This is a genomic window from Flavobacterium ammoniigenes, from assembly GCF_020886055.1.
In the GTDB taxonomy this organism is placed as follows: Bacteria; Bacteroidota; Bacteroidia; order Flavobacteriales; family Flavobacteriaceae; genus Flavobacterium; species Flavobacterium ammoniigenes.
Genome location: NZ_AP025184.1, coordinates 325,770 through 338,461 on the forward strand (window position 1 = coordinate 325,770; position 12,692 = coordinate 338,461).

Here is a 12,692-nt window from a genome sequence, read left to right on the forward strand (position 1 = left end):
AGATTAATTATCAAATTCTTCTTTTAGTATTTTGATCACATCTAGAATTGTTTCCTCTTCCAAATCGGTTCTTCTAACTAAATCTCCTACTTCCTGTTTTAAAATACTTCTAGCTGTATCCAACCCAATTTTAGCAAATTCGTCGATTATCCATTCTTCAATTTCATCAGAGAATTCAGTTAATTCAATATCATCTTCTTCTCCACTAGCAACATCTCCTTCACGAATTACATCTAATTCATATCCAGTCAATAAACCGGCTAATTTAATGTTATGACCTCCTCTACCGATTGCTTTAGAAACCTCTTCTAGTTTCAAGAACACTTCAGCTCTTTTGGTTTCTTCGTTAATTTTAATCGAAGATACTTTAGCTGGGCTTAAAGCACGAGTGATATACAATTGATTATTGGTTGTGTAATTAATTACGTCAATATTTTCATTTCCTAATTCACGAACAATTCCGTGAATACGTGATCCTTTCATTCCCACACAAGCTCCCACAGGATCAATTCTATCATCATAAGAATCTACGGCTACTTTTGCTTTTTCGCCAGGAATTCTCACTACATTTTTAACCATAATTAAACCGTCAAAAACTTCAGGAATTTCTTGTTCAAATAACTTCTCTAAAAACACATCTGATGTTCTAGACATTACGATCTGAGGCTTATTGCCTTTCAATTCTACACTTTCGATAATTCCACGAACATTATCTCCTTTGCGGAAAAAGTCAGAAGGAATTTGTTTTTCTTTAGGCAAAACAATTTCATTTCCTTCATCATCAACCAAAATTACAACTCTTGGTCTAACGTGGTGTACCTCGGCAGTATAAATTTCACCGATAATATCTTTAAATTGTTTGTACAAATTAGTATTATCGTGTTCGTGTATTTTTGAAATTAAATTTTGGCGTAAAGCTAAAATAGCTCTTCTTCCTAAATCAATTAATTTTACTTCTTCAGAAACCTCTTCGCCAATTTCGAAATCGGCTTCAATTTTTCTTGCTTCAGTAAGTGTTATTTCTTCGTTTTCTAAATCCAAATCTTCGTCGGCAACGATCACTCGTCGTCTCCAAATCTCCATATCTCCTTTATCAGGATTGATAATGATATCGAAATTATCATCTGAACCGTATTTTTTCTTTAATGCATTTCTAAATACATCTTCTAAAATTGCCATAAGCGTTACACGATCAATAAGTTTATCATCTTTAAACTCTGAAAATGAATCGATTAATGCTAAATTTTCCATGCGAAATCTTTATTTAAAATGTTACTGTAACAATTGCTTCTTTAATATCTGAGTAAGGAAGTTCCAACGTTTTTTGAACGGTCTCTTTTCCTTTTCCAATTTTCTTTGGTTCTCTTGCTTGCCAAGACAAAACTACAAAATCATCATTAGCTTCTACTAATTCTGCTTCAATATTTTCTGTTGATGTCTTCACTATCAGCGTTCTACCAACATTTTTTTTGTATTGTCTTACCATTTTTAATGGCGAACCCACTCCTACCGAGGCTACTTCTAGTGAATAATCTTGTTCTTCTCTGTCTAAATTACCTTCGATTGATCGACTAACATCGATACAATCTTGCAATGCAACCCCATTGTCTCCGTCAATATTGACAATCACTTTGAAAGCATCTGTAATCGTTAAGTCAATTAAAAAAAGACTTGGTTTTTCAGAAAGACATTCTTCTACTAGCGTATTTACTTTTTCTTTGAACGTCATAGTTGTATAAAAAGAGGGGACGATTAGTCCCCTCATTATCTAGATTTTAATAAATAACGATGCAAATATAGTGTTTTTTTTAATATTTAAAATAATCCTAATAGATTTAAAAATTGATCTCTATATTATGAATTAGAATTTCAGTAATTAGTAGTTCCTAAAAGGAATACCCAAAACCTATTAAAAACAAAAAAGTTTTACGAAATGAATCATAAAACTTTTTATTGTGACTATATTATATTGTTACAGTTGTTCTTGTACCAAGTTAATAATTGCGTTTGCATCTAGCTCTCCAGCTTGTCGCCAAACCATCTGGCCTTCTTTGTAAATCATTAGAGTTGGCAATCCTTTTATTCGAAGCGCCTCGGCTAGCTCTTGATTTTTATCAACATCTATTTTAATCACTTTGGCTTTATCACCAAGTGCGGCCGCAACATCGCGTATAACTGGATGCATTGATACCGAAGACTCATTCCAATCAGTGTAAAAATCAATTAACACTGGAATTTGTGCGTTTATAAGTTCTCCAAATTTTGACATAAAACCAAAAATTTAATTTTTATAATCTGCTTTAAAAGAGATAAATATTTTACAAATGTAGTATTTTTAGTTAATTACACTAATTTATTGCCTTTTTTTAGCTCTATTACTGTAATTTCTGGCATAATTCCTACTCTTCCTGAGTACGCATGGAATCCAAATCCACGGTTTACATAAACATATTTCCCTTTATTTTCATACAAACCTGCCCATTGCTTATACACATACTGTACCAAACTCCATTTAAAGTAACCTGGAATTTCAATACCAAACTGCATTCCATGCGTATGGCCTGATAATGTTAAATGAAAATTTTTCTGGTGGTGTTGCACTATATAATCCCAATGACTTGGATCGTGGCTCATCAATATTTTAAAATCCTTTGATGTTAATCCTTCAGAAGCTTTGTCGATATCTCCTAATTTTTTGAAATTGTGCCCCCAATTTTCAACACCTACTAATGCAAGTTTTTGACCTCCTTTTTCAATAAATGTGTGCTCGTTCAAAAGCAATTTGAAATCAATTTGACCGTATAAATTTTTGATCGCTTGAAAATTAGCTTCTTTTTCTTTTTCAGAAGGCCAGGTCACGTATTCCCCATAGTCATGATTTCCAAGAACAGAATACTTTCCATATTTATGTTCCTTAATTCTATTAAAAGTACTAATCCACGGAATCATTTCCTTAGCATGCGTATTCACGATGTCTCCTGTAAATAAAATCATATCGGAATTCTGAGCATTAACCAAGTCTATTGCATAATTGATTTTTTCCGGATTATCAAAACTACCGCTATGCACATCCGAAATTTGAGTAATTGTAAAACCATCGAACTCCTCCGGTAAGTCTGGAAAATAAATTTGCTGTTTAATTACTTTAAAATTGTATTTCCCTTCCAAAATACCATATAGTAAAGATAAAAAAGGAATTGCGGCCAACCCCATTCCTAACTGGCTTACAAATTTTCTTCGAGAAGCAAAAAAAGGTTGGTCCCGCTCTTTCTTAGCTAAAAAAGTAACCGATCCTATTCCGATTCTAAATACATCTTCGGTTACCATCACAATTGCCAACACAATTTTAGGCAAATAGACCATTAATACAAGCCCTAATACAAACATCGTTTGTTGCGTTTGACCTTTGGAACGATCAAATTGAGAGATCGTATACAAAAAGTAAACCGCAAACAATAAGGAAATGGCTTGGTACAACACCAATATTTTTTTTCGTTGTATCAATGTTCGAAAAGCTTGAAAAGAAAACCATTCTATAGCCGCCCAAATAAGAAAAAAGAGTAGTAAAACAACATTCATTTATAATGCACTAAATTATTTCGGGAACAAAATAACAACTTAATTACTCACAACAGGATTTAATTAATTAAAATTTAACTCTTCAAGAAAAATTTCATTGGGTTTCCTTATTTTTACAGATTCAAAATTTAGAACAAAATACCAATGTCTGCTAAAAAACGCCTTTTCCTTCTTGATGCCTACGCCCTAATTTTTAGAGGTTATTATGCCTTTATAAAAAATCCTAGAATAAACTCAAAAGGGATGGACACCTCTGCTATCATGGGATTTATGAATTCCTTGATGGATGTCATTAAAAGAGAAAAACCAGATCATTTGGCCGTAGCTTTCGACAAAGGAGGGAGCGATTTGCGAAACGACATTTACCCAGAATACAAAGCCCATCGCGATGCTACACCTGAAGCCATCAAAATTGCAGTACCTTATATACAAGAATTGTTGCGCGCAATGCACATCCCTATTATAGAGGTAAAAGGATATGAAGCAGACGACTTAATTGGAACCATTGCCAAACAGGCTGAAAAACAAAATTACCAAGTTTTTATGGTGACTCCAGATAAGGATTTTGCACAATTGGTGTCTGAAAATATTTTCATGTACAAACCTGCTCGTATGGGTAACGGAATCGAAATTTGGGGCATCCCAGAAGTATTGGCAAAATTTGAAATAGACAGACCCGAACAAGTGATTGATTTTCTTGGAATGATGGGCGACGCAGCCGATAATATTCCGGGATTGCCAGGTGTAGGAGAAGTTACTGCTAAGAAATTATTGAAAGAATTTGGTTCTATGGAAAACTTGTTGGCCAACACCGACAAGCTGAAAGGAAAAATGAAAGATAATATTGAAGCCAATAAGGAAAAAGGGCTTTTATCTAAGACCTTAGCAACAATTTTATTAGACTGTCCAGTCCAATTTAACGAAACCGACTATAAATTGTCTACCCCTGATGTAGAGAAAACAGATGCATTATTTAACGAATTGGAATTTCGAAGAATGGCCGATCAATTTGACGCCATCTTTAAAAAAGGAGAAACTGCTCCGGTAGTTGACGATTCCAAATTATACAAAAAACCACAACCCAAAACGGAAGAACAATTTGACCTTTTTGGAAGTGCTATCGATGAAGGTTCAGAAGAAACGCGCCACCAATATTACAATACCTTAGAAAACACAACCCATTCGTACCAAATTATTCAAGGCGATTTAGGGATTAAATTGTTATTGCAAAATTTACAAAATCAAACATCGGTTTGTTTTGATACCGAAACCACAGGACTTGATGCTTTGCACGCAGAGTTAGTTGGAATTTCATTTTCATATGAAAAGGGAAAAGGGTTTTATATTCCGTTTCCAGAGAACCAAGCGGAAGCGCAATCTTTGGTTGAAAAATTAATTCCGTTTTTTGAAAATGAAAACATCGAAAAAATTGGTCAGAATTTAAAATACGACTTAAAAGTATTGTCTAATTATGGTATCACTGTTAAAGGAAAGTTATTTGACACCATGATTGCACATTATTTGATCAACCCTGACATGCGCCATAATATGGATATTTTATCCGAAACCTATTTGAAATATGCGCCGCAATCTATTGAAGTGCTGATTGGTAAGAAAGGAAAAAATCAAAAATCGATGCGGGAGGTTCCTTTGGAAGAAATTAAAGAATATGCCGTTGAAGATGCTGATGTAACCTTGCAACTTGCAGAAATTTTCAACACCGAATTAGACAAAACACATACTAAAAAACTATTTGAAGAAATTGAAATTCCATTGGTTACTGTTTTGGCCAGCATGGAAAAAGAAGGAATCAATTTGGATGTTCCTTTTTTGAATTCATTATCTAAAGAATTAGGAGACGATATTGCCAAATTAGAAAGTCGCATTTATGAAATAGCAGGCGAGAAATTCAATTTGGCTTCGCCAAAACAATTGGGAGATATTTTATTTGACAAATTGAAAATTGGTGGCGCCAAACAAAAGAAAACCAAAACGGGTCAATACGCAACAGGGGAAGAAATCTTAAGTTATTTGGCCAAGGACAACGAAATTGTAAGTGCCATTTTAGATTGGCGCTCGTTAATCAAATTACAAAATACGTATGTCGAAGCATTGCCATTGCAAGTAGACGCCAAAACGCATCGCGTTCATACCGATTATATGCAAACCGTTGCCGCTACAGGTCGTTTGAGTTCAAATAATCCGAATTTGCAAAACATTCCTATTCGAACCGAACGCGGAAGACAAATTAGAAAAGCATTTATTGCAAGGGATGAAAACTATACTTTACTCTCTGCCGATTATTCGCAAATAGAACTTCGAATTATTGCAGCATTGTGTGGAGAAGAAAATATGATCAAAGCTTTTCAACAGGGCGAAGACATTCATAAAAGTACCGCTGCCAAAGTATTTAATGTACCTTTAGAAGAAGTAACTAAAGAACAACGTAGTCATGCTAAAACGGTTAACTTCGGAATTATATATGGTGTTTCGGCATTTGGATTAAGTAATCAAACTTCGCTTTCTCGCGCAGAAAGTGCCGCCTTGATCGAAGCGTATTACATTACTTATCCAAAACTAAAATCCTACATTCAGGAGCAAATAGAAAGCGCTAGAGAAAATGGTTTTGTACAAACTATTTTAGGACGTAGACGTTATTTAAAAGACATCAACTCGGCCAACGCCATTGTGAGAGGTGCCGCAGAGAGAAATGCGGTAAACGCCCCAATTCAAGGAAGCGCTGCCGATATTATAAAAATAGCGATGATCAATATTCACAAAAGATTAATTGCTGAAAATTGGAAATCAAAAATGCTTTTGCAAGTACATGACGAATTGGTATTTGACGTTCACAACAGTGAATTGGAAAAAATCCAACCGATGATCAAACAGGAAATGGAACAAGCGGTGGTTTTAAGTGTTCCTTTAGAAGTGGAAATTGGAATAGGAAAAGATTGGCTAGAAGCCCATTAATCATATAAAAAATCCATTCAATAGAATGAATTTTTTTTGTTTTATACTCTTGCCGTAGTTTCCCGTTCTTTTAAAACGGTTTTAATGATTTTTGTTTCGTAAGGCGGTTCTTCTTCTGAAACATCTTCCAAACGTTTAATTAATAATTTGGCTGCTTCTTCTCCAATCTCAATTCCGTGTTGACTAACTGTAGTCAAACTTGGAGACAATCTTCTCGAAGCTAAAATTCCATCGGCAAAACCAATAATACAAAGTTCTTCGGGAATTTTATATCCTTTTTTCAATCCCATTCGTAAAGCAGCAACCGAGTCGTTTTCTTCTAAAGCGAAGATACCGTCGATTGTATTGTTAGCAAAAACAGTCTCCATTTGAATTTTTAAATCGTCTTCTGAGTCGGTTCTAATGATAAGATTGTTATTAACCGGAATATTATTTTTTTCTAAGGCTTTTAAATAACCTTCAAATCGCAACTTTCCTACACTTAAATTATCAACAGAGGAAAGCAAGGCAATATTTTTACAGCCTAAATCAATCAAACGTTGTGTGGAATCTAAAGCCGAATCGAAATCGTCGACAATAACTTTATCACAATCAATCCCTTCGGCAATTCGGTCAAACATAACAATAGGAGTGCCATCGTTGATGATTTCTTTAAAATGGTCGTAGCTGTTTTGCTTTTGCGCTTCTTCAGAAACGGATAGAATAAATCCGTCAATCGTTCCATTACTCAACATCTCTAGTGTATGCGCTTCTTTTTCTAAAGACTCATTAGAGATACACATAATAACATTATAACCTCTTTCATCGGCTACTTTTTCTATTCCGCTAAAAACTTTTGCAAAAAACGAATTCAAAATATCAGGTATAATAACACCTATTGTTTTGGTTTTTCTATTCTTCAAATTCAAACCAATCACGTTGGGCTTGTAGTTTTTAAGCTTAGCGTATTCCTTTATTTTGGTTTTGGTTTGTTCGCTAATTTCAGGACTATCGTTAAGTGCTTTTGAAACTGTTGACACAGACACATTAAGTTCTTTAGCGATTTGTTTAAGAGTTGCTTTAGCTTTCATAAGTAGAATTTAAAGTGCTAAAATAAGAAAAAAAACGGTTGAATGACGCGATTTGACTAATCTCAACACGATTATCATTCAAAAAAGATAGGAAAAATCAATGCTTTTTTAAAAAAAAGGCCTCGTTTAACCAAAAATAGAGTCATAAAAAAATAAAAACGCAGAGTGTCCCAAAAATAAATCCTTTAGCTACTGATAATCAGAACTAAATAATATTTTAGGACAATTTGTATTTCAGAAAAATAATTGTACTTTTGCATCCCCTTTATTGGGGATGGAATGTTTAATTAAAAATAAAAATTGTGAACACATTAAGCTACAAGACAATTTCAGCTAACAAAGCCACTGTATCAAAAGAGTGGATTGTTGTTGATGCTGATGGTCATAACTTAGGTCGTCTTGCTTCAAAAGTCGCTATGATTTTGAGAGGTAAATACAAGCCAAGTTATACACCGCACGTGGACTGTGGAGATAACGTTATCGTTATCAACGCAGAAAAAATCAACCTTACAGGTAACAAATTGGATGAAAAAACATACATCCGTCACACTGGTTACCCTGGAGGACAAAGAACTTTGACTGCAAAAGTATTGCAATCAAAAAACCCAGCTTTATTAGTAGAAAAAGCTGTAAAAGGAATGTTACCTAAAAATAAATTAGGAGCTGAACTTTTTAGAAATTTAAATGTTGTTGTTGGTTCTGAGCACAAACAAGGCGCTCAAAAACCAAAAACTGTTAACCTAAACGATCTTAAGTAATGGGAGTTATTCACAAAATCGGTAGAAGAAAAACCGCTGTTGCACGTGTTTATGTTTCGGAAGGAACAGGAGTAATCACTGTAAACAAAAAAGAATTCGCAACTTACTTTCCTACAGCTACTTTACAGTACAAAGTGTTACAACCAATGTCTATGACAGAGAATGCTAACAATTTTGACGTAAAAGTAAATGTATACGGAGGTGGTTCAACTGGTCAAGCAGAAGCTGTAAGAATGGCATTAGCACGTGTAATGTGTGAAGTAAATGCTGAAAACAGAGCAATCTTGAAACCAGAAGGTTTATTAACTAGAGACCCTAGAATGGTTGAACGTAAGAAATTCGGTCAGAAGAAAGCTCGTAAGAGATTCCAATTCTCTAAACGTTAATATTACCTGTCTTGTTCAAATGGGACAAGACATCGTTCATTTATTATTGAATTTTAAAAACACAGTTATTGTTGCTCCTACTGAGGTAGGGAATAGTTTAGCATCTAAATGTATATAGCCGAGCAATCGCCATCTATACATTGCTAATCAACAGAACGTAAACTAGTACAAAAAATGGCAAACAAAGTTGAAGTAAAAGAATTACTAGAAGCAGGTGTTCACTTCGGACACATGACTAGAAAATGGGATCCAAACATGGCTCCTTACATTTATATGGAACGTAATGGAATCCACATTATCAATCTATATAAAACAGCAGCAAAAATTGAAGAAGCTAATGAAGCTTTGAAAAAAATCGCTGCATCAGGTAGAAAAATCTTATTCGTTGCTACCAAAAAACAAGCAAAAGATATCGTAGCTGAAAAAGCTAAAGCAGCAAACATGCCTTACATCACTGAAAGATGGCCAGGTGGAATGTTGACTAACTTCGTAACTATCCGTAAAGCTGTTAAAAAAATGGCTACTATTGATAAAATGAAGAAAGACGGAACATTCATGACTCTTTCTAAAAAAGAGCGTTTGCAAGTAGATCGTCTTCGTGCTAAATTAGACAAAAACTTAGGTTCTATCGCTGACATGTCTAGACTACCTGCAGCCTTGTTCGTAGTGGATATCAAAGCAGAACACATCGCAATAAAAGAAGCACAAAAATTAAACATTCCAGTTTTCGCAATGGTGGATACGAATTCAGACCCAAGAGAGGTTGATTACGTTATCCCTGCAAATGATGATGCTTCTAAATCAATCGATAAAATTTTAACTTTAGTTACTGCAGCTGTAGTGGAAGGTCTTTCTGATAGAGGATCTGAAAAAGACGCTGACGAAGTTGCTGCTCCTGCTGCTGAAGCAGTTGCCGCTCCTGTTGAAGTAGAAGCTGCTCCTGCTGCTGAAGCTCCTGCAACTGAAGAATAAATAAAACCATTATAAGATTGAAAGATTTGAAGATTAGCAATTGTAACCAATGAATTAATCCTTAAATTTTTCAATCTTTTACTCTTTAAATTAATAAAATTATGGCAACAATTACTGCTGCAGACGTAAATAAATTAAGAACAATCACAGGTGCAGGTATGATGGACTGTAAAAAAGCCTTGGTTGAAGCTGACGGAGATTTTGATTTAGCGATCGAAAACTTACGTAAAAAAGGACAAAAAGTAGCGGCTAACCGTTCTGATAGAGAATCTACAGAAGGTGCTGTTATCGCTGTTGTAAACGACGCTAAAACATCAGGTGTTGTAATCTCATTAAACTGTGAAACTGACTTCGTTGGTAAAAACGAATCTTTCGTGAAATTAGCACAAGAATTAGCTGCTTTAGCTTTGAACTTTGATTCTAAAGACGCTTTCTTAGCAACTGATTTCCACGGAATCACTGTAGCTGAAAAATTGATTGAGCAAACTGGAGTAATCGGAGAAAAAATTGAAATCAGTTCTTTCGAAAGATTAGAAGGAGCTTTCATTGGTTCTTACATCCACGCTGGAAACAAAATCGCTACTTTAGTTTCATTATCTGCTAATGTTGCTGGAGCTGAAGAAGCTGCTAGAAACGTAGCCATGCAAGCTGCTGCTATGAACCCAATTGCTTTGAACGAAGCTGGTGTTGATGCTGCGGTTATTGAAAAAGAAATCGAAATTGCAAAAGAGCAATTAAGAGCGGAAGGTAAACCAGAAGCCATGTTGGAAAACATTTCTAAAGGAAAAATCCAACGTTTTTACAAAGACAACACTTTAGTAAACCAAGATTATATCAAAGATGGTTCTATGAATGTTGCTGCTTACGTAAAATCAGTAGATGCTAACTTAACTGTTACAGGATTTAAAAGAGCTGCTTTAGGATAGTCTAAAGTAGATTTTTCAATCTTCAATATAAAATCCCATTCCTAACAGAATGGGATTTTTTTGTGCCAATAATTAAAAATAAAAATAGTAAGTTTGAAATACTAAACACAGCACCAATGTTCAAATCCAAAAAAGACATCGTATTTGTAATCCTAGCCGGGATTTTTATTACCAATGCGGTGGTGGCCGAATTAATTGGTGGAAAACTAATTCAAATTGGACCATTTGTGATGAGTATTGGTATTTTACCATGGCCCATTGTCTTTTTAACAACCGATTTAATCAACGAATACTTTGGCGAAAAAGGAGTGCGTCGACTATCCCTACTTACCGCGTGCCTGATCGCTTATGCATTTATTATTTTACTTTTAGGCATTGCTATTCCCGCTGCCAAAGGAATTAGCCCCGTAAGCGACGCTCAATTTCAAGCTGTTTTTGGACAAAGTATGTGGATCATCTTCGGAAGTATTATCGCATTCCTAGTTTCTCAATTAATTGATGTGACCGTATTTTGGTATTTCAAAAACAAAACAGGCGATACAAAAATTTGGCTCCGAGCAACCGGCTCAACGGTTATTTCTCAATTATTTGATTCATTCATAGTGTTAGGAATTGCATTTTGGTTGCCTGGTAAAATTGACTTTGAAACTTTTATTGGCTCCGCATTAACGGGCTATACTTTTAAATTAGGTATAGCAGTACTTTTAACGCCGATGATTTATATTGGTCACCGAATTATAAAAAACTATATAAATAGCGATATACCTGCTTAAAATGGATAAAAATAGATGCAAATGGTGCGTAGGCATTCCAATTTACGAAGCCTATCACGATCACGAATGGGGAGTTCCAGTATATGACGACCAAAAATTATTTGAATTTTTGATCTTGGAAACGTTTCAAGCTGGATTAAGCTGGATTACCATCCTGAAAAAAAGAGAAAATTTTCGTGCTGCATTTGATCAATTTGATTACCAAAAAATAGCGCTATACAATGAAAGAAAAATTGAAGCATTATTACAAGATACTGGAATTATTCGTAACCAGTTAAAAATACGTGCTACAATTACTAATGCCATTGCTTTTATGGAAGTGCAAAAAGAATTCGGTAGTTTTAGCAAATACATTTGGCAATTTACGGATGGAAAGCCCATTATCAATCACCCACAAACCATGAGAGATATTACATCCACTACACCACTTTCAGATGCTATCAGTAAAGACTTGAAAAAACGCGGGTTCAAATTTGTAGGTTCGACTGTAGTGTATGCGAATATGCAAGCTACTGGTATGGTAGATGATCATGTGGCTGATTGTTGGAAAAGAACTAGCTAAATACGATTCACGATTTGTTGTTCAAGTCTAACTTGTCAGAATTTTAATGAATTCATCTCTTGCTATTTCACGACAACCTAAACTTTCTAAATGCGGATTGTAAATTTGGCAATCCAACAGTTTATAATTATTTGCTTTCAAATGCCGTGACCAATGGATAAATGCAACTTTTGAAGCATTGGATACTTTTGAAAACATACTTTCTCCACAGAAAATAGTTCCTAAATCAACTCCGTACAAACCACCTACTAATTCGTCCTCTTCCCAAACCTCAACCGATTTGGCTATGCCTAATTGATTCAACTTACAATAGGCTTCAATCATCTCATTAGTAATCCAAGTGCCCTGTTGACCTTCCCGTTTAATTTTTTGACAATTGGAAATAACTCCTTTGAAATCTTGATTAAAAGTTACTTTAAATTTTTTCCGATTCAAAATATTGCGCATACTTTTGGACACGACTAAATCTTCAAAAAACAAAACCATTCTGGGATTCGGCGACCACCACAAGATGGGATCTCCGGGTTCAAACCATGGAAAAATCCCGCTTCGGTAAGCCAATACTAATCGCTCGGGAGATAGGTCTCCGCCAATAGCTAAAAAGCCGTCTTCATTTGCTTTTGATACGGATGGAAAAACTAAGTCTTGGGTAAGGTAATGCATGATTTTGAACAACTATTGCTACAACAAATA

The 12,692-nt window shown here is 34.8% G+C and carries 13 protein-coding genes; 7 read left to right on the top strand and 6 right to left on the bottom strand.

The window, feature by feature from the left end; translation table 11 throughout:
* Positions 1 to 3: 3 nt before the first annotated feature.
* From nusA to LPC21_RS01400, 4 genes are all read right to left on the bottom strand, one after another.
* The gene (gene nusA / locus LPC21_RS01385; RefSeq protein ID WP_229317661.1) at positions 4 to 1,251 is read right to left on the bottom strand and encodes a transcription termination factor NusA; all 1,248 of its coding nucleotides are present in this window, start codon (positions 1,249 to 1,251) and stop codon (positions 4 to 6) included.
* Between the two features lie 13 nt (positions 1,252 to 1,264).
* Entirely contained in the window at positions 1,265 to 1,729 is a 465-nt protein-coding gene (gene rimP, locus LPC21_RS01390; RefSeq protein WP_229317663.1) for a ribosome assembly cofactor RimP, read from the bottom strand.
* 243 nt (positions 1,730 to 1,972) lie between these two features.
* Positions 1,973 to 2,269, bottom strand: a complete 297-nt coding sequence (locus LPC21_RS01395; protein WP_229317664.1) for a thioredoxin family protein — start codon at positions 2,267 to 2,269, stop codon at positions 1,973 to 1,975.
* Positions 2,270 to 2,343: 74 nt separating this feature from the next.
* Entirely contained in the window at positions 2,344 to 3,579 is a 1,236-nt protein-coding gene (locus LPC21_RS01400; RefSeq protein ID WP_229317666.1) for a metallophosphoesterase, read from the bottom strand.
* Positions 3,580 to 3,723: 144 nt separating this feature from the next.
* Between LPC21_RS01400 and polA the strand changes: the two genes are divergently transcribed.
* Positions 3,724 to 6,552 (top strand): DNA polymerase I, encoded by a 2,829-nt coding sequence (gene polA, locus LPC21_RS01405; RefSeq protein ID WP_229317668.1) that lies wholly within the window; start codon positions 3,724 to 3,726, stop codon positions 6,550 to 6,552.
* A 41-nt stretch (positions 6,553 to 6,593) separates the two neighbouring features.
* Here polA and LPC21_RS01410 read toward each other — a convergent pair whose 3' ends face one another.
* Positions 6,594 to 7,622: a LacI family DNA-binding transcriptional regulator gene (locus LPC21_RS01410; protein WP_229317670.1), complete on the bottom strand. Its 1,029-nt coding sequence runs from the start codon at positions 7,620 to 7,622 to the stop codon at positions 6,594 to 6,596.
* A 302-nt stretch (positions 7,623 to 7,924) separates the two neighbouring features.
* On the opposite strand from LPC21_RS01410, the gene rplM reads away from it, so the two are divergent.
* From rplM to LPC21_RS01440, 6 genes are all read left to right on the top strand, one after another.
* Positions 7,925 to 8,380 (top strand): 50S ribosomal protein L13, encoded by a 456-nt coding sequence (gene rplM, locus LPC21_RS01415; protein ID WP_229317673.1) that lies wholly within the window; start codon positions 7,925 to 7,927, stop codon positions 8,378 to 8,380.
* The gene (rpsI, locus tag LPC21_RS01420) at positions 8,380 to 8,766 is read left to right on the top strand and encodes a 30S ribosomal protein S9 (protein WP_229317674.1); all 387 of its coding nucleotides are present in this window, start codon (positions 8,380 to 8,382) and stop codon (positions 8,764 to 8,766) included. Before rplM ends, rpsI begins: the two co-directional genes overlap by 1 nt.
* 174 nt (positions 8,767 to 8,940) lie before the next feature.
* A complete protein-coding gene (rpsB, locus tag LPC21_RS01425; RefSeq protein ID WP_229317675.1) occupies positions 8,941 to 9,738 on the top strand; it encodes a 30S ribosomal protein S2 in 798 nt (265 codons plus the stop codon).
* A 101-nt stretch (positions 9,739 to 9,839) separates the two neighbouring features.
* Complete coding sequence (tsf, locus tag LPC21_RS01430) at positions 9,840 to 10,664, top strand: translation elongation factor Ts (protein ID WP_229317677.1); 825 nt, start codon at positions 9,840 to 9,842, stop codon at positions 10,662 to 10,664.
* Positions 10,665 to 10,780: 116 nt separating this feature from the next.
* Positions 10,781 to 11,437: a queuosine precursor transporter gene (locus LPC21_RS01435; protein WP_229317679.1), complete on the top strand. Its 657-nt coding sequence runs from the start codon at positions 10,781 to 10,783 to the stop codon at positions 11,435 to 11,437.
* A gap of 1 nt (position 11,438) precedes the next feature.
* Positions 11,439 to 11,999 carry a DNA-3-methyladenine glycosylase I gene (locus LPC21_RS01440; RefSeq protein WP_229317681.1) on the top strand — a complete coding sequence of 187 codons (561 nt, stop codon included), beginning with the start codon at positions 11,439 to 11,441 and terminating at the stop codon, positions 11,997 to 11,999.
* A gap of 27 nt (positions 12,000 to 12,026) precedes the next feature.
* Here LPC21_RS01440 and aat read toward each other — a convergent pair whose 3' ends face one another.
* Complete coding sequence (aat, locus tag LPC21_RS01445) at positions 12,027 to 12,662, bottom strand: leucyl/phenylalanyl-tRNA--protein transferase (protein WP_229317682.1); 636 nt, start codon at positions 12,660 to 12,662, stop codon at positions 12,027 to 12,029.
* Positions 12,663 to 12,692 lie beyond the last annotated feature (30 nt).